Source organism: Streptosporangium sp. NPDC050148 (assembly GCF_055586505.1).
The window spans coordinates 24,813-47,737 of the sequence record NZ_JBVJIA010000030.1 but is presented as its reverse complement, the minus strand read 5'-3'; the positions used below and the strand labels follow the sequence as shown (position 1 = coordinate 47,737).

The window sequence follows — 22,925 nt, the reverse complement described above, 5'->3', positions numbered from 1 at the left end:
GCATCAGGGGGACCCCCGGCGGCCGTGCGTCCGGTCGCTCCGCCCTGCGACCCGGCCACCGGGAGACGAGGTTGGACGACGGCACGTGCACGACGACCGACCGCGGGGGCGGTGGGACGCGTGTGGCGGTGCCATTGACCGGATGTCTTCCGTGACGAGGGAGGTTACCCGGACAAAAGGGGGATTTACGACACACTAGCGTGCCCGTCGTGTCACCCACGGTCACGGAATCGAACAAACAACGACGTCAGCGGCCGATTTTGGACTTCACCCCACCAAACCTCTTCATCAAAAGATCTACCAAAGTGCCTCGCGCCCGGTCGGCCCGGGCCTTCGCTTCCCCGACACCTCGGGTAGTCTGGGGTTTTCTGCGAGTTTTCCTCCTGTTTGGGGTATATGGGTAGTCATGTAGGTATTTGTCCCCATGTGTAGGAATCGCTTGTGCGAGAGGCTGGTCTCATCCAGCAAAGGCTCCTGCAAGCGGAGAAGGATCGAAGGTACGAGCCATGTGTCAGCACCAGCCTCGATGTCCCCTGGCGAGCGCCCCCGACCACGACGCCGCCCATCTGGTGGTCTTCCATCCCGAACAGGGATGGGGCCTGCTCTGCAACGGGGTCGTGGTCTTCGACGACACCGGAGCACTCCTTCCGGACGGGAGCAGCGTCCCCGTGCACGGCATCCCCGTGCACCGTGACTCCCTGGGGCGTGCGGCGTGAGCGGCCCCCTCCGCGTCGCCGACACCCTCGACGCGTCCCCCGTACCCCCCGCGTCCCCCGCACCCCCCGCCTCGGCCGTCGAGGCGACCGCCCCCACCGGGACGTCCGGCATCGCCGACGCCTCCGGGACCGTCCACGTCTTCGGCACCTCGTGCGCCCGTGACGACGCGGACGGCACGACACCGTCGGAGCCGTGCCCGCAGGCCGTCTCACCGGTGTCCATCGGACGGCCGTCCACGGACCCCGGCCGCCCGGTCGTCCGGGAGCGCTGGCACCTGTTCGCCCCCGACTCCTCCTCCGTGCCCCGGGCACGTCACATGACCCGTGACTGCCTGGAGGGCTGGGGGCTGCACGAGCACAGCCAGGTCGCCGAACTGCTGGTCAGCGAGCTGGTCACCAACGCTCTGCGCCACTCGCGGGGGGCCATCCGTCTCGCCCTGTACTTCACGGACGGCATGCTGCGCGGCGAGGTCGAGGACGCCGACCCCTCCCTGCCCCGGGTGTGCCGGGCGCGCGACGAGGACGAGCGAGGACGCGGGATGTACCTGCTCGAACTGCTCTCCTGCTGCTGGGGCAGCGCCCGTACCGCCACCGGCAAGACCGTCTGGTTCGAGCTCACCGCGTCCCCCGCGCAGGGCTGAACCCACCCGCCACTCCCCGAGGCGGAGCGCGGGTCCCCCGACCCGTCGTCTCCCGCCGAAGGCCGGAGCCGGTGAGCATCGCACTCACCGGCTCCGGTCTCCCCCTCTCTCGGATCCCCCTCGCTCTCGGCCCCCCGCGCTTTCGGCCTCCTTCACGCTCCCGGCCCCTCTCGCGCTCCCGGGAAGCCCTCTCGTGGCCGGTCCCGGGCCCCCTCGCGTCTCCTGAAGGCCCTCTCGCGGCCGATCGCGTGCCCTGGGCCCGGGCAACCTCGCCCACCGTGCCCGTCCGCGTCCAGGGCGTCGTCAGGCGCCAGGCGGGTGGCGTCCGTTCGTGCCCGCGTCGTCGTCCCGGGAGCCGTCCCGGGAACCGTCGCGGTCGCCGGTCCGGTTGCGCTCGCCGGTCCAGACCGCGATCTGGGCCCGTGAGTGGAAGCCGAGCTTGGTCATGATGTGCTCCACATGGCCCTCCGCGGTGCGCTGGGCGATGGTCAGCGTGGTCGCGATGTCCCTGTTGCTGAGCCCGCGGGCGACGAGCTGGGCGATCTCCGTCTCCCTGGGGGTCAGCGGCGACGGCTCGGCCTCGGCGACCTGGGCGACGGGGCGGTCGAGCTCCTCCAGGGCGGCGGCGATCGCCTCGTCGCAGGTCATCCTGGCCCCCTGCCGGACCGCCGCGTCGAAGGCGGGCCCGCCCAGCGCGTGGCGCGCGACGGCCTCGCACTCGTCGTGGTAGCACATCAGGTGCCCGTACCCGGACAGCCGCGCCCCGAGGGCCTTCCAGATCCGCTCCAGGACCCCCAGCAGCCTGGCCGCCCGGAGGTGGTCGCCCTCGGCGGCGGCGATCCAGGCCAGCACCTCCAGGTTGACGCCGGTGCCCAGCAGGTCGTCGATCGAGCGGTTGAACCTCAGGCTCTCCTTCTCCAGCTCGATCGCACGCCGCGCGTCACCCTGGCGCCAGACCGCGACGCCGAGCGCCATCATGGCGTACGCCCGGTGCCAGACCTCCCCGTGGGCGTCGCAGAGCTCCAGGCAGCTCTCCCCGACGGAGATCGAGTTCGGCCAGTCCCCCCGGAAGGAGTGGGCCAGGCAGAGCCGGATGAGCGCCGCGGCCTGACCGGTCGGGTCGTCCTCGGCGCGATGGCGCTCCGCCGCGTCCTCGTACAGCCTGATCGCGACGTCGACCTCGTTCCGGGACATCGCGATCATCCCCGAGAAGAGGGCGACGTAGCCGAGGATCGCCTCCTGTCCCGGTCTCCTGCCGATCTTCTCGGCCTCCTCCAGCATCGTCTCCGCGGCGGTCATGTGGGCCTGGATGACGGCCAGCCAGCCATCGGACCACAGGGCCCGGCCCCTGATCCCGTCCGGCCCGGTCCCGGTGAGCAGGCCCCGGCCCAGCCAGCGGCGTCCCTCTCCGAGGTAGTGGCTCGTGATCCAGTGGTAGAGCAGGTCGGCGGCCATGCCCAGGGCCTCGGGCGCCCCGCCGGGTTCGGTGAAGCAGTACTCCAGCGCGGTGCGCAGGTTGGCGTGGTCGAGCTTCAACCGGCCGAACCAGACCACCTGGCCGGGGCCGAACCGTTCCGCGTACGCCTGTGCCGACAGCCGCCGGTAGTGGTCACGGTGGCGCCGCCGCAGCGCGGTCTCCTGTCCCGAGGCCACCAGGCGCTCCCGGCCGTACTGCCTGAGCGTCTCCAGCAGCCGGTAGCGCGCGGCCGAGGGGGTGCCGGGGTGGTCCTCGCGGATCAGGATGGACTTGCCCACCAGCCCGATCACCAGGTCGATCACTTCGTCCCGCTCGATGCCGTCCCCCGAGCAGACCGCCTCGGCCGCCTGGAGGTCCAGGCCGTCGGTGAACACCGACATGCGCGCCCACAGCAGCCGTTCCTGCTCGGTGCACAGGACGTGGCTCCAGTCGATCAGCGCGCGCAGCGTCCGCTGGCGGGGCAGCGCCGCGGGCGATCCCCCGGTCAGCAGCCGGAAGCGGTCGTCCAGGCGGGCCAGCAGCTCGGCGGGGGACAGGGCCCGCAGCCGTACGACCGCGAGTTCGATCGCGAGCGGGATGCCGTCCAGCCTGCGGCAGATGCGTTCCACGTCGGAGCGGTTGCCGTCGGTGACCGCGAACCCCGGGACGATCGAGGCCGCCCGCTCGGTGAACAGCCGTACCGCCTCCGAGGTGGTGGGCGGTGCCGCGGGCGGCGCGGGGCGGTCCGGGTCCGGCGGGGGAGGGGGCAACGGCAACGGCGGCACGGGAAGGCTCTGCTCTCCGGCGATGCCCAGCGCCTGACGGCTGGTGGCGAGGATCCGCAGGCCCGGGGAGGAGCGGACCAGGCTCTCCGCCAGCACGGCGCAGTCGCGGAGCAGGTGCTCGCAGTTGTCCAGGATCAGCAGGGCCCGCTTCGGCCGCAGGTACTCGGTGAGCACCTCGGCGGGGGGCCGGGTGGAGACGTCCCGGATGGCCAGGATCTCGCTCACCGACCCGACGAGCAGTTCCGGGTCCCGCAGCCCGGCCAGCTCGACCAGCCACACCCCGTCGGGGAAGGCCCGCTGGACGTCGGCGGCGACGTGCAGGGCGAGCCGGGTCTTGCCGACCCCGCCGGGACCGGTGAGGGTCACCACGCGGGCCACGGACAACAGGCGTCTGACCTCGGCGGTCTCATGCCGACGTCCCACGAAACTGGTCACCTCGGACGGCAGATCCGTTGCCTGCCGGCGCTTGCGGGCGACCGATGCCACCTCGTCCATCAGGACCTCACGCCGGCTTCGTCGAGTGGACCGCCGTGTGGCTGGATCCGGGCCGGCGTCTCCACACTATGCGCAGGCCGTCACCTCCTGGTACACGCCGTGTCCGTACGGTCACCGCACGGCCGGGCCTTTGCGGAGGGCATGCCCGCGGGACGTGCCGGGGCCGGGGTTCCGGCGGCCCGGACGTCCCCCGCTCCAAGGTTTCCACCGGCCGGGGACGACCGCCCGGGGGTCCCGTCGACCGGGGGCCTCGGCCGGGGTCCCTTCGGCCGGGGCTCTCGCCGATCCGGCCCTCGCCCGTCGACCCGGTGAACGCTCGGTCGCCTCACGAGATGCCGTTCCGCCCCGCTCCGCGGGGACCGGGCTCGTCGGCGGCCGGTTCAGGGACGTCCGCCCGCCCCGGACCCGCGTCGGAACCGAACGGGCCGAAACCGGACGGGCCGAAACCGGACGGGCCGGAACCGAACGGGCCGGGACCGGACGGGCCGGGAGCCGCCTCGGGAGCGGGCCGCTCCGGGGGCGTGCCGGGACCGGGCGATCCGGGGTCCGCGTCGGGGCCAGAGTCGGGGCCGGAGTCGGGGTCGGGGTCGGGGGAGCACGGGGGCAGGTCCACGAGGGCGGTCCTGGAGGACACGGCGCCCACCGGCAGGGTGGTGATCGTCACCAGCCGCGTGGCGTGCCCGTCGCACCCCTGCGGCTCGCCGAACTCCCCGGTCACCTCCCGCGCGTACTCGGTGCCGCCGGAGAGCTTCAGCTCCCGCGTGTCCGAGGGCGGTGTGCCGTGGGCCCCGCCGGGTCCCTGGGCGAAGCCGAGCCGGACGGTCACGGGCGCGGGGCCGGAGGTCGTCACCTGGAACGCGACGGTGGTGCCGTCGAAGGAGGTGATGGAGACCGCGGGGGGCTCGCACGGCTCGCCGCGGACCTCCTCGGTGCGGCCGAAGGCCCCGCCGGGGGCCCCGGGCACGGTGGAGACCGTGACCCGGCGGTGGACGGTGTGCCCGCAGGCCGGGTCGGCGAAGGCGTACGGGAGGGCGTGCGAGTAGGACGTGGACCCGCCGAGCACGACGGTGCGCGGGGGCGCCTCGACGAGACGCCCGGGGTCGGGTCCCTCGGCGAACGTGACGGTGAGCGTGACGTCGCCGGTCGTGGAGGCGCGGAGACGGATCACGGCCCCGTGCGCGTCGATCCGCGGGATCGACAGGTCGCCGACCGTGTGCGCGGGCGCCGGTGGCCGTCGCGTCCCGGTGGGCGACCCCGTGGGGCTCGGCGTGGTGCGCGGGGTGGGGTCCGGCGGGCGGGCGGAGGGTGTCCGGGAGCCGGTCGGGACGGGGGCGGTCGTGCGGGGGCGTTCCGGGAGCGCCGGGGGCGTCGGGGGCACGACGGGGAGCGGGGCGGCGCGGTCGGCGGGGGTGGCCCGTGAGGGGGACGGGATCCGCTCGTCGACCGTGCTCCGCGAGGGTCGCGGCTCCCCGGGGCCCGCCGGCGCGGTCGCGCGCGTCCGCCGCCGTACCGGGGTCTCCTCGACCACCGCGGAGTCGGGCGGCGGGGTGAAGATCGTGTCCGCGGAGAGCCTGTCCTGCGGCCGGTTGCCCGCGATCACCCCGGCGGTCATCGCCACGGTGATCACCCCCAGCACGGCCAGCGTCCTGGGTCCCAGCCGGGGACGCCGGATCCGGTCCGCCCGCCCCGCGCGTCCCGCCCGGCCTCCCCGGCCGAACACGCCCCCTCTGCCCGCGGGCCCGGCCTCCGCCGGTCGCGCCAGCGGGAACGTCAGCGCCAGCAGCGTGGCCGCCTCGGCGAGATGCCGCCGCCCGCGCTGCTCCCACTCCGGCCCGTACGCCGTGGGCGCGGCGGCCTCCACCTCCTGGAGGAACTCCCGCGCGCTCCGCGGCCGGTCCGCCGGGTCGACGGCCATGCCGCGGGTGATCAGCCCGCGTACCGAGCTGGGCACCTCGTCGACCGGGACGGGCGTCGCGCCGCGGTGCGCCGGTGCGACGCCGGGGCCGGTCTCCGGTGGCCTGCGGCCGGTGAGGCACTCGTAGAACACGCACGCGGCCGCGTGGACGTCGGCCGCCGCGCTCGCCGGGGCCCCCTGCCGCCGCTCGGGCGCCAGGTAGGCGAAGCCGCCCGGGTGCCCGGAGGGGAGGGCGATGCCGAGGTCGGCCAGCTTGCTGCCGCCGTCGGCCTGGACCAGCACGTTCTCGGGCCTGAGGTCGCGGTGCAGCACCCCGGCGTCGTGCGCGGCGGCCAGGCCGAGCAGCGAGCCCCTGAGCACGGCCAGCGCCGCCTCGGGGCTGGTCGTGCCGTGCTCGTCCAGGATCCGCCGGAGCGCGACACCGTCGACCAGTTCCATCACGACCGCGGCCTCGAGCACGTCCTCGTAGTACTCGTGGAGCCCCACCACGTTCGGATCCCGCAACTCCACCAGGACGCGCGCCTCCGCCCGGAGGCGCGCCAGGAAGCCGGGGTCGTCCTTGAGGGCCGCGTCGAGATACTTGATGGCCACGTAGGCCCCGGTGGGAGCGTACGTGGCCAGCACCACGCGTCCGCCCCCGCCGGCACCGAGCTCCCGGATCTCGCGGTATTCCGGAACCATCCAGCCCCCTTCGGCGTGCCGTCGCTTGTTCGACGGTCTCACCCATGTGGTCGGTTGTCACGATCGGTCAAGTTCGGCGAAGAACACGGGTGAGCGCCGCCGGGTTCGCGAGGATCCGGACGTGACGGAGGGCCCCGGCGGTCAGCGCGCCGCGCGGTCCCGGGTGAGCGACTCGTAGACGGCCTCGGCCAGGCGGTGGCCGCGGAGACCGCCCGAGACGGCGCCGGCCATCCTGTTCATCGTGTACGCCATGCCCAGGCCGTACGGGGGGTCGCCGAGGCCCAGCGACCCGCCCATGCCGGTGTGGCCGAACGCGGACTCCGCGCCGGCGGGCGGGGTGAGGAAGGTCATCGCCGGGCGCATGTACCCCAGGCCGAAGGAACTGTCGACGAACAGCACCCGGTCCGGGCCGTTCACCCTCCTGCGCGTCGCCTCCCGCAGGGTCTCCGGCCGGACGATCCGCCCGGCGACCAGGTCGCGGTAGAAGCCCGCCAGGCCGCGGGCGGTGGTGACGGCGCCCATCGCGGGCCAGCCGGCGCGCAGGACGAGCGGGTGGTTGGCGCCACCGGGCAGCAGGTGGATCGGCGGGTTGCCCAGCGCCCGGTTCATCAGGCTGTCCCTGTCCAGCGCGGCCCGGGCCATCCGGAGGAGCGGGTCCTCGTCCCCGGCGTCCGCGTCCGGGGCCGCCGGGGGCCCGTCGGGAGCGGGGGGCCTGCGGTCCCCGGCGGAGAGCCGCGCCGCCCGCGCCGCCACGTCGTCGCCGGCCCCCACCCACAGGTCCAGGCCGGACGGCCCGGAGATCTCGGCGGCGACGATCTCGCCCACGGACGAGCCCGACACCCTGCGGATCACCTCGCCGACCAGGAACCCGTACGTCAGCGCGTGGTAGCCGTGCGCGGTCCCGGGCTCCCAGATCGGGGCCTGCCCGGCCAGCCGGTCCGCGATGGCGGCCTGGTCCTCGAACTCCTCCACCGGGACCGGCTCCTCGATCGCGGGCAGCCCCGCCTGGTGGGTGAGCAGGTGCTCGACGGTGACGCGGTCCTTGCCGCGGCGGGCGAACTCCGGCCAGACGTCCGCGACCGGGGCGGAGACGTCGAGCAGGCCGCGCTCGGCCAGCGACAGCGCCACCGTCGCGGTCACCGCCTTCGTGCACGAGTACGCCAGCACGGGGGTGTCGCGCTCCCAGGGGCGCCCGCTCCTGCGGTCGGCGGTCCCGCCCCACAGGTCGACGACCGGCTCGCCGTCCACGAAGACCGCGAACGCCGCGCCCAGCTCCTCGCCGTCGGCGAAGTGGCCGTCGAACACCTCCCGTACCCGGGAGAAACGGGGGTCGCAGTGCCCGTGGGTCCGCACGCCGTTCCGGGCCGTGTCCTCTGCCGTCATCGTCCGCCCCGCCTCGTTCGAAAGTGAGCACTTGCTCGGTGGCCGAGCCTAACAACCGGGGCCGCTCCGGCCCAGGAGAGCGGCGCGGGACCCTCGGCCGATCCACTCCCGCTCCCGCACCCGTCCCGGCCGGGACATTTGTCCCCTGGCATTGCGTATCGACGGCTCTGCCCGCCCCGCCCCGCCCTTGACAGCGTGGAGGACATGCGAACAAAGATCATGAGCGTTCTGGCGACGACCGCCCTCGCGGCGGCGTGCGCGGCGGCTCCGGACGGAGAGCCGCGCCGGACCGGCGCGGACGACCCGCGCGTCGTGCGCGTCGAGACCGGGGCCCTGCGCGGCACGGTCACCGGCGAGCACAGGATCTTCAACGGCGTCCCGTACGCGGCCCCGCCCGTCGGCGAGCTGCGCTGGAGCTCCCCGCGCCCGGCCGCCCGCTGGGCCGGGACCCGGGACGCCACCCGGCCCGGCGCCATGTGCCCCCAGGTCGGCGCGGACTACGCGAAGGTGACCAGCGACGAGGAGGACTGCCTGTTCCTCAACGTGACCGTGCCGCGCACCCCGAGGACCGGCAGGCCGGTCATGGTGTGGATCCACGGGGACGGCGCCCTCGGCTCGGGGGACCTCACCGACGTGCGCCGCCTGGCCACCCGGGGGGACGTGGTGGTCGTCACGATCAACTACCGGCTCGGGGTGTTCGGCGGGTTCGGATATCCCGGGCTGGCCGGGTCGGGGACGTACGGGCTGCAGGACCAGCAGGCAGCCCTGGGCTGGGTGCGCCGCAACGCCGCCGCGTTCGGCGGCGACCCGCGCAACGTGACCGTGTTCGGCGTCTCGTGGGGCGCGATGAGCATCGGCGGGCACCTGACCTCGCCGAAGGCCAGGGGCCTGTTCGACCGGGCCGTCATGCAGAGCGGCGAGACGATGATGGACATGCTCCCCGGGAGCATGGGCGAGGGCGTGCCCGGCCGTCCGGACTACGCCTGGCTCCCCGCCGCCCAGGTCGAGGAGACGGGCCGGTACGCGGCCGGGAAGCTCGGCTGCTCCGACCTGCGCTGCCTGCGCGCCCTGCCGGTGAGGACGATTCTCAAGGTCCCGCAGATCATGAACATGTTCCAGTCCTACGCGTACGGCAATGAGACGCTGCCGCGGTCGCCCTCGGCCGAGCTGCGGGCCGGCCGCGGGCACGCGGTACCGGTGATCTCCGGCGCCACCCGCGACGAGCACCGGCTCTTCGTCGCCATGACGCACGACCTGGCCGGCCGGCCCGTCACCGCCGCCTCGTACCGCGGCCTGCTGCGCGCCGCGTTCGGCGCGGACGCGGCCAGGGTGGCCACCCGGTACCCGCCCCGGAGGTACGGCTCGCCCTCGCTGGCCTGGGCCGCGGTGGTCACCGACAGGATGTGGGCCCGCGCGACCTTCGAGCAGAACAGGCTGCTGGCCGCCAGGGCCCCGGTCTACGCCTACCAGTTCGCCGACCGCCGGGCCCCGATGTTCCTGCCGGTCAAGACGGACTTCCCGTTCGGCGCCTTCCACGCGGGCGACCTGCCCTACCTGTTCCCGGAGCGGAACGTCACGCTGAGCCCGGCCCAGCGGGAGCTGTCGGACCGGATGATCGGCTACTGGACCGGGTTCGCCCGCACCGGCGACCCCAACGGCGTCGGGCTGCCCCGCTGGGAGCGCTTCGACGCCGCCGCGCGCGTGCCGTACACCCAGGCCCTGAAGCCGGGCGCGGTCGGGCCCGTCGACTACGCCGCCGACCACGACCTCGGTTTCTGGCCGTCGCCGTCCTGACCCCGCGTCTGGGAAACTCACCTCGTCCCCCGGGGCGGCGCACCACGCCGCGCCGGGGACCGGTGCGCCCGGGGAACCTGCGGAGGCCGTGACTAGAATAGTTGTACTAACATGTGAAATTACTTGCCCGGGGAGAACCATGAGCCGTCCACAGCGGGGGACCCTCCGCGACGTGCGGAAGGGCAATCGGTCCGTCGTCCTGTGGACGCTCTACTTCGCCGGCGAGCTGAGCAGGCACGACCTGGCCCGGACGACCGGCCTCAGCGCCGCGACGGTGAGCAACGTGATCGCCGACCTCATCGCGGACGGCATCGTGGTCGAGACCGGCTCCGTCGACTCCGACGGGGGACGCCCCCGGATCATGCTCAAGGTCGACCCCTCGTACGGGTACGTGGTCGGCGTCGGCGTGGGGGAGACGCGCGTCCGCGTCGAGCTGTACGACCTGGCCATGGCCGAGAGGGCGAGGAAGGAGTTCGCCCTCGACCCCAGCCACCACGAGCCCGCCGTGGTCGCCCGGTACATCCTCGACGGGCTGGAGGCGGTCCTGGCCGAGGCCGGCGCGACCGAGTCCGAGGTCATCGGCATGGGCCTCGGCGTCCCTGGCGTCGCCGAGCAGGGGACCGACCTGCTCATCCACGCCCGCGCCTTCGGCTGGGACGGCGTGCCGCTGGGCGCGCTGCTGCGCGAGGGCACCTCGATCCCGGTCTTCGCCGACAACGGCGTCAAGACGACCGGGCAGGCCGAGCTCTGGTTCGGCGCGGGCCAGGGGGCCCAGCACCTGGTCATGACCTTCATCGGCACCGGGGCCGGGGCGAGCATCATCAACGGCGGCGTCACCTACCGGGGCACGGCGAGCGGCGCGGGCGAGTGGGGGCACACGAAGATCGTCCTGGACGGGCGGCCGTGCCGCTGCGGCAGCCGGGGCTGCCTGGAGGCGTACGTCGGGGCCGAGGCGATCCTCGCCGGGGCAGGAAGGGAGCTGGGGGGTGACGACGAGGAGAGCGTGTTCGCCGCGCTCCTGGCCGACCCGCTGGCCCGCCCCGCGCTGGAGGAGGCCGTCCGCTGCCTGGGCGCCGGGCTGGCCGACCTGATCAACCTGTTCAACCCCGAGCGCGTCATCCTCGGCGGCTGGGCCGGGTCCCTGCTGGGACGGGAGTTCCTGCCCGAGATCCGGGCCGCCGCCGGCCGGTACGCCCTGCCCCTGCCGTTCTCACAGGCCTCGATCGAGCTGGGCAGGCTGGGCGCCGAGGCGGTCGCGCTGGGCGCGGCCACCCTGGTGGTCGAGGACTTCCTGCTGCGCAGCCACGCGGTACGCCCGGCCGGCCGGGAACCCGCGGGCACGGCCGCGACCGGCGCGACCCCCGCGACCCCCGCGGCCGCCGGTGCCGCCGGTGGCGCCGGTGGCGCGGCCGCCCTGACGAGCGCCCCGGCGGGCCGTCGATGAGCGGGCCTTCGACGGGCGGGCCTTCGACCGGGGGACACCGATGAGCGGGCCTGCGATCGGCGGGCCGTCGGCGGGCACCGGGCCGGGGACGAGAACCGGGGCAGGGACGAGAACGGCGCTGGTGGTCCGCGGTGGCTGGGAGGGGCACGCCCCGGTCGAGGCGACCGAGCTGTTCATCCCGGAGCTGACCGCGGCCGGTTTCTCGGTGACCGTCACCGGCGACCTGGAGGTCTACGCCGACCGGTCGCTGCTGGCCGGTACCGACCTGATCGTGCAGTGCTGGACGGACGGCGTGCTGACCCCCGAGCAGGAGGCCGGCCTGGTCGCCGCGGTCGAGGACGGCACCGGCTTCGCCGGCTGGCACGGCGGCGTGGTGGCGGCCTTCGGCGGACGCGACTACCTGCGGATGGTCGGCGGCCTCTTCCTGCACCACCCGGACGACTTCCTCACCTATGACGTGAGCATCGACCCCGCGCACTCCGGCCACCCGATCGTCGCCGGGCTGGGGGACTTCACCGTCGAGACCGAGCAGTACTGGATGCTCGCCGACGCCCGCAACGAGGTGCTCGCCACCACCGTGTTCGTCTCCCCGCCGACCCCCATGCCGGTCGTCTGGACCCGCCGCTGGGGGAGGGGGAAGGTCTTCTTCTCCGCGATCGGCCACCGGCTCGACGACCTGCGTCATCCCACCGTGTACGAGCTCACCCGGCGCGGCCTGGTCTGGGCCGCCCGCTGAAAGGCGGCACCGCCCCGCACCGGGTGACGGGGCGGGGCGGTACGGGGCGGCGCGGGGCCGGTGCGGGCCGGACTCCGGTCAGATCCCGTTCCTGCCGATGACCCCGCTGTACCACAGGGCGCTGTCCTTGAGGGTGCGCCGCTGGGTCTCGTAGTCGACGTGGATCAGCCCGAACCGCTTGTCGTAGCCGTACGCCCACTCGAAGTTGTCCAGGAGCGACCAGGCCAGGTAGCCGCGCAGGTCGGCTCCCTCGCCGATCGCCTGGTGCGCGGCGAGCAGGTGGGAGCGCAGGTAGTCGATGCGCTCGGCGTCGGCGACCCGGCCGTCCACGGCGGAGTCGTGGTAGGCGGCCCCGTTCTCGGTGATCATCAGCGGGGTGGACGGGTAGTCCCGCGCCAGCCGCACCAGGAGCCGGCGCAGGCCGTCGGCCTCGACGGGCCAGCCCATGGCGGTCACCGGCAGGTCGGGCTCGGGGTACTCGACGCCCTCGGTGCCCGGGAAGCGGTCGGAGGAGGGCGTGCCCACCCTGGCCGCGACGAAGGTCGGCGCGTAGTAGTTGACCCCCAGCAGGTCGATCGGGGCGCCGATGATCTCCTCGTCACCGTCGGCGATGTGCTCCAGGCTCGTGAAACGGGCCATGTGCTCCAGCATGTCGGCGGGGTAGCGGCCCTTGAGGAGCGGGTCGAGGAAGATCCGGTTGTGCAGGCCGTCGACGAGCCCGGCCGCCGCGACGTCGTGCCGGTCCAGCGGGTCGCGCGGGGAGACCGGGGTGAGGTTGACCGTGACCGAGACCTCCCTGGCCCCGGCCGACCGCAGCGCGCGGGCCACCAGGCCGTGGCCCAGCAGCAGGTGGTGGGCGGCGCGGAAGGCCGCTCCCGGCTCGGTGCGGCCCGGTGCCTGGTCGCCGGTGGCGTACCCGAGGAAGGCCGAGCACCACGGCTCGTTCAGGGTCGTCCACGTCCGGATCCGGTCCCCGAGGCGGTCGTGGACGGCCACCGCGTACTCGGCGAAGTATCGGGCGGTCTCCCGGACGGTCCAGCCGCCCCGGTCCTCCAGCGACTGCGGCAGGTCCCAGTGGTACAGCGTGGCCATGGGCTCGATGCCCGAGGCCAGCAGGCTGTCCACCAGCCGGTCGTAGAAGTCCAGGCCCCGCGGGTTCACCGGGCCCGTGCCGTCGGGCTTGATCCGCGGCCACGCGACCGAGAAGCGGTAGGTGTCGACGCCGAGCTCCCGCATCAGCGCGACGTCCTCGGGGTAGCGGTGGTAGTGGTCGCAGGCGACGTCACCGGTCTGTCCCAGGTGCACCCGGCCGGCGGTCCGGGCGAAGGTGTCCCAGATCGAGGGGGCCCGGCCGTCCTCGCGGGTGGCGCCCTCGATCTGGTAGGACGCGGTGGCGACCCCCCAGCGGAAACCTGTGGGGAACAGGGCCAGGCCGGTGCCGGTCCGGTCGTCGGTCTGGGTCATCCCTTGAACGCTCCTTGCGTGGTCACACGGATTGATCGCCTGCCGGGCAAGCCGGGACGACGATCGGTGGCGGGTTCGCCGGGGTGGCGCCGAGACGGTGCTCGTGGCACGTCGCGCCACCCGCCCACCGCCGGTCGGCGTGCTGGGAGGAGAGGGTGGCCACTCGCTTCGACGCTTAATTCATATTGAAATTTAAGAGGCAAAACTAGGTCCGCGTCAAGGTGACGTTACCGAGTCGTTCCCGGCCCCCCGCGTCGCGGCGGTGTCGCCGGGGCACGGCGCGCGACGGCCGTGCCGCCCGTCCCGGCACGGCTCGTCCTCCTCGGCGCAGGCGGCTCCCCGCCGGGTGGGACGTCCCCGCGCTCTCCCCTCGGGCCGCCGGAGGCGGAACGGGGGCGGGACGCGGGCCCGGCTCGGGTAGCTTTCCGTGGGTGACCGTCCTTCTGCCCGGTGTGGCACTCACCGACCACGCGTTCACCGTCCCCCTCGACCACGCCGACCCCGGCGCCGGGACGATCGAGGTCTTCGCCCGGGAGGCGGTGGACCCGGCCAGGCGGGGGGAGGACCTGCCCTGGCTGCTGTACCTGCAGGGCGGTCCCGGCGGGAAGTCACCGCGCCCGGCCGCCGCCGACGGCTGGCTGGGGCACGCGCTCCGGACCCACCGCGTCCTGCTGCTCGACCAGCGGGGGACCGGGCGCAGCACCCCGATCACCGCGAGGACGATCGACGGCACCGACGCGGAGCTCGCCGCCCGCCTGACGCGCTTCCGGGCCGACGCGATCGTGGCCGACGCCGAGCTGATCCGGCGGGAGCTGTGCGGGGACCGGCCGTGGGACACCCTGGGCCAGAGCTACGGCGGCTTCATCACGCTCACCTACCTGTCGCAGGCACCCGAGGGCCTGGCCACCTGCTACGTCACCGGCGGCCTGGCCGGGCTGGACGCCACCGCCGAGGACGTCTACACGCGCACCTACCCCCGGGTCCGCGACCGGGTCCGCCGCCACTTCGCCCGCTACCCGCACGACTCGGCCCGGCTGGACGGGATCGCCGACCACCTGCGCCACCACGAGGTCCGCCTGCCCGACGGGGACGTGCTGAGCGTGCGACGGCTGCAGACCCTGGGCATGTGCCTGGGCATGAGCGACGGGCCGGAGTACCTGCACTGGGTGCTGGAGGAGGCATGGTCCGGTGACCGGCTCTCCGACCTGTTCCTGTACGAGGTCATGATGGCCACCGGCTTCGTCGGCAACCCGCTCTACGCGGTCCTGCACGAGTCGATCTACGCCCAGGGGGCCGCCACCGCCTGGGCCGCGCACCGGCTGCTGCCGGAGGACTTCCACCCCGACGCCGAGCCGACGCTCCCCACCGGAGAGATGATCTACCCCTGGATGTTCGACGAGATCGCCGCGCTCCGCCCCTTCAAGGGGGCCGCCGAGATCCTGGCGGAGACCTCCGGCTGGCCCGCCCTGTACGACCCGGCCCGGCTGGCCGCCAACACCGTCCCGGTGGTCGCCGCCGTCTACTACGACGACATGTACGTCGACGAGGGCCTGTCCGTCCGCACCGCCCGCGCGGTCGGCAACGTGCGGACCTGGGTCACCAACGAGCTGGAGCACGACGGCGTCCGGGTCTCCGGCGCCCGCGTCCTGTCCCGCCTGATGGACATCGCCCGGGGCGCCCACGGCTCCTGACCGCCCGGACGCGCCCTACGAGGACACGCCCCGGTCCCGTGTGCCTGCCGGGCGCGGGACGGGATCAGGCGGTGACGGTCTCGGTGACCGGCAGGCGTACCTGGAAGCGGGTGTCACCCGGCTCCGACTCCACCCGCAGGTCGCCGCCGTGGCGGCCGGCGACGATGCGGAAGGAGATGTCCAGGCCGAGCCCGGTGCCCTCGCCGACCGCCTTGGTGGTGAAGAACGGCTCGAAGATCCGGTCCCGCAGGCCCTCGGGGACGCCCGGACCGGTGTCGCAGATCTCGACCAGCGCGATCGTCTCGTGCTCCAGCCGGGTGCGGACGGTCAGCACGCCGCTTCCGGCCATCGCGTCGATCGCGTTGTGGATCAGGTTGGCCCACACCTGGTTGAGCTCCCCGGCGTAGGCCGGGACGGGCGGCACGTCGGGGTCGTAGTCGGTGGCGACGCTGATCCCCGGCGGGATCTTCCCGCGGAACATGGTCAGGGTGCTGTCCAGCAGGTCCCGCAGGTCGACCGACTGGTACGGCGCCCGGTCCATCTGGGAGTACTGCTTGGCCGAGGCGAGCAGCGAGGAGATCCGCTCGGTCGCGTCGGTCACCTCGTTCAGCATCTGGGCGATCTCGATGGCCTCCGAGAGCCAGTGCATCGCCGCGTCCAGATGCCGCTCGCCGATCATCTCGCGGACCTTGTCCAGCTTGCCGGCCTCGAACCCGGCGGCGATCAGCGCGGGCGCGATCTCCCAGGCGTCGGAGACCCCGGCCTCCTCAAGGGCGTCGGAGAGCTCGTCCTCGGCGTCGGAGATCTCCAGCGGGGAGCGGGACGGCGCCTGGGAGGCACCGTCGGCGCACGCCTCCTGCAGGTCCACCAGCGCGCGCAGGCGCCGGGGCTCGATGTCCTCCCCGGCCAGCGCGGCCAGCCGCCGCCGCGAGGAGCGCACCTTCGAGCGCAGGTCGTCCACGGCCCGTACGGCCGCCGCGGCCGGGTTGTTGAGCTCGTGGGTGAGCCCGGCGGTGATGGTGCCCAGGGCGGTCAGCCGCTGCCGCCGGTCGATGAACTCCCGCTGGGCCATCCCGCCCAGGCGGACCCCGTCGAGCAGGTGGACCGCCATCGGGAACCACTCGCCCATGATCAGGCCGAACTCCCGGGCCGGGAAGGCGAGCATCCGCGTCGGCTTGGTGGCGCGCAGCGAGTGGCCGTAGGTCGCCGGGGCACGGTCGACCAGGTAGGCGGAGACGGCCCCGGCGTAGACGCCGGGCTGCGAGGTCGGGCTCATGCTCACCGGGCCCGCCTGGGTGTCGGTGACCATCACCACCTCGCCCTCGACGAGCACGACGAAGCAGTCGGCGGGCTCCCCCTGCGCGACGATCGTCTGGCCCGCGCCGTACTCCTCCTCGGTCCCGTGCTCGGCCAGCCACCGGAGCTGGTCGTCGGACAGTCCCTCGAACAGGAACAGCCCGCGGAGCACGTCGGTGTCGATCATCCCGCCTCCTTCGTGGGTACCGCGGGGGACCTCGTCCGGGGCGGTCACGTCTTCTCCAGGTAGCGGTGGACCAGGGCGACGGCCATCGCGCCCTCGCCGACCGCCGAGGCGACCCGCTTGATCGACTCGGCCCGGACGTCACCGGCGGCGAACACCCCCGGGACGTTCGTCTCCAGGTGGTAGGGCTCGCGCCGGAGCGACCAGTTGCGCGGCCGCCTCTCACCGGCGGTCAGGTCGGGGCCGGTGAGGATGAAGCCCCTGTCGTCGCGCTCGATGATCTCACCCAGCCAGTCGGTGAACGGCTCGGCGCCGATGAAGACGAACAGCCACTCGGCGTCGGCCGTGCGCTCGCCGTCCGCGTCCTTGAGCGTGATCCGCTCCAGGTGGCCGTCGCCCTCGGCCCCCACCACCTCGGTGCCCAGGTGCACCTCGATGTTCGGGATCCGGGAGATCTGCTCGATCAGGTAGTGCGACATGGTCCGCTCCAGGCCGTCGCCCCTGACGATCAGGTGGACCTTGCTGGCGTACCCCGACAGGTAGACCGCGCCCTGACCGGCCGAGTTGGCGGCGCCGACGATGTAGACCTCGCGGTCCCGGCACTCGGGCGCCTCGGTCAGGGCCGCGCCGTAGTAGCAGCCGGAGCCGATGAAGTCGTCCAGGCCCGGGGCGCCGAGGCGCCGGTAGGAGACGCCGGTGGCGAGGATCACGGTGTGCGCGGCGATCCTGCCGCCGTCGTCGAAACCGACCACCCGGGCCTGGCCCTTGACCTCCAGGCTGGTGACCGTACGGGCACTGAGCAGCTCGGCGCCGAACTTCAGCGCCTGGCGCCTGGCCCGGTCGGCGAGCTGGGCGCCGGAGACGCCGTCGGGGAAGCCCAGGTAGTTCTCGATCCGGGAGCTCTGCCCGGCCTGCCCGCCCGAGGCGTGCTGCTCGACCATCACCGTGCGCAGCCCCTCGGAGGCGCCGTAGACGGCCGCGCCCAGCCCTCCGGGACCGCCGCCGATCACGATCAGGTCGTAGAAGTCGGTGGCAGGGGCGGTGGCCAGTCCCACGGCCTGGGCCAGCTCCGCGGGGGCCGGCGCGACGAGCGTGGTGCCGTCGGCGGTGACGACCAGGGGCAGCCTGGCCGGGACCGTTCCGCCCCCGGTCCCGTTCACCGTCCCGGTCGCGGTCCCGTTCACCGTCCCGCCCGCCGTCGTGTCCACCGTCGTGTCCGCCTGCCCGGCCGCCGCGAGCAGCTCGGCGCCCTCGGCGGAGTCGGCCAGCATCCAGCGGTAGGGCACCTGGTTGCGCGCCAGGAAGTCCCTGACCTCGTACGAGGGGGCCGACCAGCGCGCGCCCACCACCCGCAGCTCGTCGGACCGGCGCCGGTCCGTGCGCTGCCAGGCCTCCAGCTGGGCGTCCAGCACCGGGTAGAACTTCTCCTCCGGCGGGTCCCACGGCTTGAGCAGGTAGTGGTCCAGGTCGACCACGTTGATCGCCTGGATCGCGGCCTCGGTGTCGGCGTAGGCGGTCAGCAGCACCCGGCGGGCGTAGGGGTACAGGTCCATGGCCTGCTCCAGGAACTCCACGCCGTTCATCTGGGGCATCCGGTAGTCGGCGAGGATCGCCGCGACGTCGTCGCCGCGCAGCCGCAGCTCGCGGACGCTCGCGATGCCGTCGGCCGCGGTGTCGGCCCGGACCACGCGGTACGAGTGACCGTAGCGCCGGCGCAGGTCACGGGCCACCGAACGGGACACCCCGGGATCGTCGTCGACCGTCACGATGACCGGCTTCTCCATGTCCTGCCTTTCCCCGAGACGGAAGGATCGCTGTGGGACAACCTCTACGCAGGATGCCACACGCGGGTTAAAGTACGGTTTTATCCGGCATCCGATGGATTGTCGGTTTCGGGTGCCCGCCGGGCCGGGGCGTCGCCCTCCCGCAAGGGCGCGCCGGGCTCGTCGGCCCGGCCCGTGGCCTCCTGGGGCCGCGCGCCGGGACGGCCGGGCATGCCCGCGGCGCGGAGCAGGGCGGCGGGACGGTCGTGGCCGGCGAGCAGGCTCCGGAGCTCGGCGTCACCGGCCCACAGCTCGCCCATGGTCTCGTGCCCGACCCGCTCGGCGATGATCTGCAGGGCGATGTCCTGCCTGACGTACTCCACCGCCATCGTGACCACGGCCGGGTCCTCGGTGTAGACGCCCCACGCGGCGCCTTCGGTGAACCCGCCGACCACGGTCTCCCGCCGGTCGCCGGTGACGACCAGCAGCCGCCGGTCCAGGTCCGGCCGTCCGTGGGTCCGGTCGCCGCGCCCCTCGGGGGAGGCGGCGCGGGTGGGGAAGCGGTGCTCGTACAGCCGCCCGACCGGCTTGCGGGCCGGCCCGAAGTGCATCACCGAGGTGGCGACCCCGCGCTGGACCGCGCGCTCGACCAGCGGGAGGAGCAGCGTCATCTCCTCGGGCCAGATCGACACGAACAGGTCGGTGCGCGCCCCGGCCACCACGTCCTCGGCCCGCGCCAGGACCGCTCCGGCGTCCTTGAGGCTGTGGATCAGGTGCGCCCGGGGAGGCGCCACGATCGCCGGGAGCGAGACCTCCAGGGCCTCCATCGAGTCGTCGAACTCCCGGCGCATCCGCTGCAGCAGCGACCTCGGCGGCAGCGGCAGGTAGTCGGTGGCGTCGTCCGAGCCGCGCAGCTCGTAGGCCGCGCCCTTGGCCACCAGCTTGCCCAGCGTCTCGTAGACGGTGCTGCGGGGCACGCCGGAACGCTTGGCCACCTCGTAGCCGTTGAGAGGCTGCCCGGCACCGACCAGGGTGACGTATGCCTTGGCCTCATAGCCCGACATGCCCAAACGCTGTAATTGCTCCACTACGTCCCGCATCGCAGTTATGGTACGGCGCGAGCTACCTGTTTAGCGCTGTCCTAAAGCACCTGTTTCGAGGGATTTTCGTCACTCGTACCTGCTTTAGGCTCTGGAGCTGGGACGGAGCCCGACATGATCTAGAAAGTCCAGATTTTTACGTTTATTTAGGACAAGCCACATCTCGGCCGGGCGGGCCCTCCAGGGCCGGGTCTACGCCGCCCTCAGGGCGCCCAGGGCGAACTCCACGAGGGTGTCGGCGTAGGCGTGGGTGAGCGGGGCGGTCCGCAGCATCCAGCGGTGGTAGACCGGCCCGTACAGCAGCTCGACGGCCACGTCCAGATCCGCGTCCGCGGCCACCTGGCCCGCCCGCTGGGCGCTGCGCAGCCGCTCCTTGGTCGCCTCCAGGTGCGGTCCCATGACCCGCTCGGTGATCTCGGCGTTCATCGACGGGTCCTGCAGCAGCTCCAGGTTCAGGGCTCGGCTCATCGCCTCCAGCCTGGGGTCGTTGTACTCGTCCACGATGGCCCGCAGCACCTGCCGCAGGTCGGCCCCGAGATCCCCGGTGTCGGGCAGCGACAGGTCCTGCCCCTCGCCCCCGCCCATGGAGAGCACGGCCTCGACGAAGACGGCGCCCTTGGACGGCCACCAGCGGTAGATGGTCTGCTTGCCCACTCCCGCACGGGCGGCGATCGCCTCTATCGTCAGCTTGGCGTACCCGGTCTCGGCGACCAGGTCGAAGGCGGCGGTCAGGATGGCCTGGCGGGACTGCTCGCTGCGACGGGCCGGGTTCGGTGTCTTCACGGCTCGAATGTACCAAGTGATGAGCCGAAACGTCTCGTCTTGTCAGGGGGGCCACCGGGAACGCCGAGGGCCGCGGAACGCCCCCGGCAGGACGGTTCCGCGGCCCTCGGGCCGACCGGTCGGATCAGACCTGGCCGGCCTTCTCCAGAGCGGAGCAGCAGGTGTTCACGATCAGGCGGGTCACCAGGTACGGGTCGACGTTGGCGTTCGGACGCCGGTCCTCGATGTAGCCCCTCTTCTCCACCTCGACCTGCCACGGGATGCGGACCGAGGCGCCGCGGTCGGAGACGCCGTAGCTGAACTCGTTCCACGGGGCGGTCTCGTGCAGGCCGGTGAGGCGGTCCTCGATGCCGACGCCGTAGTGCTTGACGTGCTCCAGGGCGTTGCCGCTGAGGGCCTCGCAGGCGGTGATGATCGGGTCGTAGCCCTCGCGCATCGCCTTGGTGGAGAAGTTGGTGTGCGCGCCCGCGCCGTTCCAGTCGCCCTTCACCGGCTTGGCGTCCAGGGTGGCGGCGATGTTGAAGTCCTCGGCCGTGCGGTAGAGCAGCCAGCGGGCGATCCACATGTGGTCGGAGACCTCCACGGGACCGGCCGGGCCGATCTGGAACTCCCACTGACCGGGCATGACCTCGGCGTTGATGCCGGAGATGGCCAGGCCGGCCTGGATGCAGTAGTCGAGGTGCTTCTCGACGATCTCGCGGCCGAAGACCTCGTCGGCGCCGACGCCGCAGTAGTAGCCGCCCTGCGGGGCGGGGAAGCCGCCGAGCGGGAAGCCGAGCGGGCGGCCCTCCTTGAAGAAGGTGTACTCCTGCTCGATGCCGAACCACGACTCCTGGTCGGCGTACTTCTCCGCGACCTCGACGAGGGCCGCGCGGGTGTTGCTCTCGTGCGGGGTCATGTCGATGTTGAGGACCTCGCACAGCACCAGCACGTCCGCGCCGCCGCGGATCGGGTCCGGGCAGGTGAACACGGGCTTGAGCACGCGGTCGGAGGAGGAACCGTCGGCCTGGTTCGTGCTGGACCCGTCGAAGCCCCAGATCGGGAGCTCGGCGCCGTCCGCCAGGACCTTGGTCTTGGAGCGGAGCTTGGCGGTCGGCTTGGTGCCGTCGATCCAGATGTATTCAGCCTTGAAGGTCATCGGCGAGGTCCTTGAGGATGGAGGGATCTGCTGCCCTCAAAGATTCGCAAGTCGCGATTTCGCATCTGTTGCCCATGTGTGAACAGAATGTTACTCGCCGCCGTTTGGGCAGGCAGGGGCGGTGAGAAAAGTTCGCACTCACCGTTTTCACGGCTGTGAGCTGCCCTTTTCCCGGTCCGCGAGGGCGAGGGAGACGTTCGTCACCCGGGCGGTCCGGTGCCGTCCGGAGCGTCGTCCGAGGTGTCGGCGAAGACCCGGGCGGAGACCGACTCGTGGGCCAGGCGCCGCATGATGTCCAGCACCCTGCCGTGCAGGACGGTGCCGAGGACCAGGGCCTCGACCGCCGCCTCCCTGGGGCCGTCGACGGGGATCGCGCGCATCTCGTGCTCGGTCACCAGGTTCAGGGCGGTGCTCGCGTAGGGGAGCAGGGCCTCGCCGCCGGCGGGCATGCCCAGCCGGACGAGGGTGAGGATGACCTGGGCCAGCTCCTGGCGGGTGGGGGCGGCCGGGTCGATCCGCCAGCCCAGCTCCTCGATCAGGGCGTCGGCCCTGGCGCGGGCCTCGGTCCAGTCCTGGCCGGAGGCGTCCGGCTCGACGGGGGGCGCGATGGCGTACTGCGCGGTTCCGAGCACGTGGTGCAGGCTCAGGGTCCTGTCGTCGACGGCCTCGATGACCCTGCGGATGGACGCGATCGGCAGCCGGCCGACCTCCAGCAGCGCCCGGATCAGCCGGAGCCGCCGCAGGTGGTCCTCGCCGTACCGCGCCCTGGTGGCCGAGGTCTGCTCGCCCGCGGGGAGCAGACCCTCGCGCAGGTAGTACTTGATCGTTGGGATGGCCACGCCCGATGCGGCGCTGAGTTCTGATATCCGCATTGTTGGATAGTACAGGTAGCCAATGAGATGGCGTCCTTTGGTCTACCGAGCAAGCACTTGCCCAGGAGAAAGGGGACGCTCAGCCGGGCTCGCCCCAGCCGTCGTCGCGGGCCTTGGCCAGCTCGGCCTCCATCTCCTCCAGGTCCCGCATGAAGCCCGCGAACCCCCTCGGGCCCAGGCGGCGCCAGACGAGCAGCTGCAGGGAGAGCGTCTCCTCGTCCAGCTCCGTCCTGGTGGGCTCCGCGGAAGGGGAAGAGGGCTCCTCGACCGGGGAGAGCCTCGCGATCGGCGAGACCTCCCGGCGCGGCTCGGACTCCCGCGGCCTGGACTCCCGCGACCTGGAATCCCGGGGCGCGGGCTCCCGGCGGCGCGGTGACGGCACCTGCCGCATCCGCCGGTCGGCGGCCTGCAGCTCCTCGACGGTCAGGCGGACACCGTGTTCACGCTCCAGCAGCCACAGGTGCGGTTCGTCGCGCAGCCTCTGCTCCCCGGCGCGCCGGGCGCGGCGGGCGGCCAGCTCGTCGTGGACGTGCGTGCCGGGAACCTGGTGCGGCGCGTCGGCCGGACGTCGAGTCATCGTGGGTTCGC

Annotated in this window: 17 protein-coding genes; 6 read left to right on the top strand and 11 right to left on the bottom strand. The window is 73.2% G+C overall.

Features of this window, described 5'->3' with window-relative positions:
- Nucleotides 1-506 precede the first annotated feature (506 nt).
- Together ACZ6RT_RS28585 and ACZ6RT_RS28580 are read left to right on the top strand one after the other, a co-directional pair.
- On the top strand, nucleotides 507-716 hold the full coding sequence (locus tag ACZ6RT_RS28585; RefSeq protein ID WP_344906661.1) for a DUF5999 family protein: 210 nt from the start codon (nucleotides 507-509) through the stop codon (nucleotides 714-716).
- The gene (locus ACZ6RT_RS28580; RefSeq protein ID WP_470157141.1) at nucleotides 713-1,357 is read left to right on the top strand and encodes an ATP-binding protein; all 645 of its coding nucleotides are present in this window, start codon (nucleotides 713-715) and stop codon (nucleotides 1,355-1,357) included. The genes ACZ6RT_RS28585 and ACZ6RT_RS28580 overlap by 4 nt, the downstream gene beginning before the upstream one ends.
- A 303-nt stretch (nucleotides 1,358-1,660) precedes the next feature.
- On the opposite strand, the gene ACZ6RT_RS28575 is transcribed toward ACZ6RT_RS28580, so the two are convergent.
- The 3 genes from ACZ6RT_RS28575 to ACZ6RT_RS28565 form a co-directional block, all read right to left on the bottom strand.
- Entirely contained in the window at nucleotides 1,661-4,093 is a 2,433-nt protein-coding gene (locus ACZ6RT_RS28575) for an ATP-binding protein (protein ID WP_470157140.1), read from the bottom strand.
- A 325-nt stretch (nucleotides 4,094-4,418) separates the two neighbouring features.
- Entirely contained in the window at nucleotides 4,419-6,689 is a 2,271-nt protein-coding gene (locus ACZ6RT_RS28570) for a protein kinase domain-containing protein (RefSeq protein WP_470157139.1), read from the bottom strand.
- A 141-nt stretch (nucleotides 6,690-6,830) separates the two neighbouring features.
- Nucleotides 6,831-8,072 carry a serine hydrolase domain-containing protein gene (locus ACZ6RT_RS28565; protein WP_470157138.1) on the bottom strand — a complete coding sequence of 414 codons (1,242 nt, stop codon included), beginning with the start codon at nucleotides 8,070-8,072 and terminating at the stop codon, nucleotides 6,831-6,833.
- Between the two features lie 204 nt (nucleotides 8,073-8,276).
- On the opposite strand from ACZ6RT_RS28565, the gene ACZ6RT_RS28560 reads away from it, so the two are divergent.
- The 3 genes from ACZ6RT_RS28560 (at nucleotide 8,277) to ACZ6RT_RS28550 (ending at nucleotide 12,046) form a co-directional block, all read left to right on the top strand.
- Complete coding sequence (locus tag ACZ6RT_RS28560; RefSeq protein ID WP_470157137.1) at nucleotides 8,277-9,866, top strand: carboxylesterase/lipase family protein; 1,590 nt, start codon at nucleotides 8,277-8,279, stop codon at nucleotides 9,864-9,866.
- A 172-nt stretch (nucleotides 9,867-10,038) separates the two neighbouring features.
- Nucleotides 10,039-11,310, top strand: coding sequence for an ROK family transcriptional regulator (locus ACZ6RT_RS28555; protein ID WP_470157136.1), 1,272 nt, complete (start codon nucleotides 10,039-10,041; stop codon nucleotides 11,308-11,310).
- 40 nt (nucleotides 11,311-11,350) lie between these two features.
- A complete protein-coding gene (locus ACZ6RT_RS28550; RefSeq protein ID WP_399196554.1) occupies nucleotides 11,351-12,046 on the top strand; it encodes a ThuA domain-containing protein in 696 nt (231 codons plus the stop codon).
- A gap of 78 nt (nucleotides 12,047-12,124) precedes the next feature.
- Here ACZ6RT_RS28550 and ACZ6RT_RS28545 read toward each other — a convergent pair whose 3' ends face one another.
- A complete protein-coding gene (locus ACZ6RT_RS28545) occupies nucleotides 12,125-13,510 on the bottom strand; it encodes a GH1 family beta-glucosidase (protein WP_470157135.1) in 1,386 nt (461 codons plus the stop codon).
- Between the two features lie 431 nt (nucleotides 13,511-13,941).
- On the opposite strand from ACZ6RT_RS28545, the gene ACZ6RT_RS28540 reads away from it, so the two are divergent.
- Nucleotides 13,942-15,201 carry an alpha/beta fold hydrolase gene (locus ACZ6RT_RS28540; RefSeq protein WP_399196556.1) on the top strand — a complete coding sequence of 420 codons (1,260 nt, stop codon included), beginning with the start codon at nucleotides 13,942-13,944 and terminating at the stop codon, nucleotides 15,199-15,201.
- A 64-nt stretch (nucleotides 15,202-15,265) separates the two neighbouring features.
- Here ACZ6RT_RS28540 and ACZ6RT_RS28535 read toward each other — a convergent pair whose 3' ends face one another.
- The 7 genes from ACZ6RT_RS28535 to ACZ6RT_RS28505 form a co-directional block, all read right to left on the bottom strand.
- Complete coding sequence (locus tag ACZ6RT_RS28535) at nucleotides 15,266-16,684, bottom strand: ATP-binding protein (RefSeq protein WP_470157134.1); 1,419 nt, start codon at nucleotides 16,682-16,684, stop codon at nucleotides 15,266-15,268.
- A 44-nt stretch (nucleotides 16,685-16,728) separates the two neighbouring features.
- Complete coding sequence (locus tag ACZ6RT_RS28530) at nucleotides 16,729-18,465, bottom strand: NAD(P)/FAD-dependent oxidoreductase (protein ID WP_470157133.1); 1,737 nt, start codon at nucleotides 18,463-18,465, stop codon at nucleotides 16,729-16,731.
- A gap of 80 nt (nucleotides 18,466-18,545) precedes the next feature.
- The gene (locus tag ACZ6RT_RS28525; RefSeq protein WP_470157132.1) at nucleotides 18,546-19,544 is read right to left on the bottom strand and encodes a TrmB family transcriptional regulator; all 999 of its coding nucleotides are present in this window, start codon (nucleotides 19,542-19,544) and stop codon (nucleotides 18,546-18,548) included.
- A 192-nt stretch (nucleotides 19,545-19,736) separates the two neighbouring features.
- Nucleotides 19,737-20,327: a TetR/AcrR family transcriptional regulator gene (locus ACZ6RT_RS28520; RefSeq protein ID WP_399196560.1), complete on the bottom strand. Its 591-nt coding sequence runs from the start codon at nucleotides 20,325-20,327 to the stop codon at nucleotides 19,737-19,739.
- Nucleotides 20,328-20,451: 124 nt separating this feature from the next.
- Nucleotides 20,452-21,465 (bottom strand): glutamine synthetase, encoded by a 1,014-nt coding sequence (glnII, locus tag ACZ6RT_RS28515; RefSeq protein ID WP_399196561.1) that lies wholly within the window; start codon nucleotides 21,463-21,465, stop codon nucleotides 20,452-20,454.
- A 200-nt stretch (nucleotides 21,466-21,665) separates the two neighbouring features.
- Entirely contained in the window at nucleotides 21,666-22,337 is a 672-nt protein-coding gene (locus ACZ6RT_RS28510; protein ID WP_470157131.1) for a MerR family transcriptional regulator, read from the bottom strand.
- A 79-nt stretch (nucleotides 22,338-22,416) separates the two neighbouring features.
- Nucleotides 22,417-22,914, bottom strand: a complete 498-nt coding sequence (locus ACZ6RT_RS28505) for a hypothetical protein (protein WP_470157130.1) — start codon at nucleotides 22,912-22,914, stop codon at nucleotides 22,417-22,419.
- Nucleotides 22,915-22,925 lie beyond the last annotated feature (11 nt).

Excerpts from the sequence above, each read along its gene's own strand:
- ACZ6RT_RS28535 (WP_470157134.1), bottom strand. The coding sequence starts at position 16,684 with ATGATCGACACCGACGTGCTCCGCGGGCTGTTCCTGTTCGAGGGACTG.
- ACZ6RT_RS28560 (WP_470157137.1), top strand. The coding sequence starts at position 8,277 with ATGCGAACAAAGATCATGAGCGTTCTGGCGACGACCGCCCTCGCGGCG.
- ACZ6RT_RS28525 (WP_470157132.1), bottom strand. The coding sequence starts at position 19,544 with ATGCGGGACGTAGTGGAGCAATTACAGCGTTTGGGCATGTCGGGCTAT.
- ACZ6RT_RS28575 (WP_470157140.1), bottom strand. The coding sequence starts at position 4,093 with ATGGACGAGGTGGCATCGGTCGCCCGCAAGCGCCGGCAGGCAACGGAT.
- ACZ6RT_RS28530 (WP_470157133.1), bottom strand. The coding sequence starts at position 18,465 with ATGGAGAAGCCGGTCATCGTGACGGTCGACGACGATCCCGGGGTGTCC.
- ACZ6RT_RS28510 (WP_470157131.1), bottom strand. The coding sequence starts at position 22,337 with ATGCGGATATCAGAACTCAGCGCCGCATCGGGCGTGGCCATCCCAACG.
- ACZ6RT_RS28565 (WP_470157138.1), bottom strand. The coding sequence starts at position 8,072 with ATGACGGCAGAGGACACGGCCCGGAACGGCGTGCGGACCCACGGGCAC.
- ACZ6RT_RS28570 (WP_470157139.1), bottom strand. The coding sequence starts at position 6,689 with ATGGTTCCGGAATACCGCGAGATCCGGGAGCTCGGTGCCGGCGGGGGC.
- ACZ6RT_RS28550 (WP_399196554.1), top strand. The coding sequence starts at position 11,351 with ATGAGCGGGCCTGCGATCGGCGGGCCGTCGGCGGGCACCGGGCCGGGG.
- ACZ6RT_RS28545 (WP_470157135.1), bottom strand. The coding sequence starts at position 13,510 with ATGACCCAGACCGACGACCGGACCGGCACCGGCCTGGCCCTGTTCCCC.
- ACZ6RT_RS28585 (WP_344906661.1), top strand. The coding sequence starts at position 507 with ATGTGTCAGCACCAGCCTCGATGTCCCCTGGCGAGCGCCCCCGACCAC.
- glnII (WP_399196561.1), bottom strand. The coding sequence starts at position 21,465 with ATGACCTTCAAGGCTGAATACATCTGGATCGACGGCACCAAGCCGACC.
- ACZ6RT_RS28505 (WP_470157130.1), bottom strand. The coding sequence starts at position 22,914 with ATGACTCGACGTCCGGCCGACGCGCCGCACCAGGTTCCCGGCACGCAC.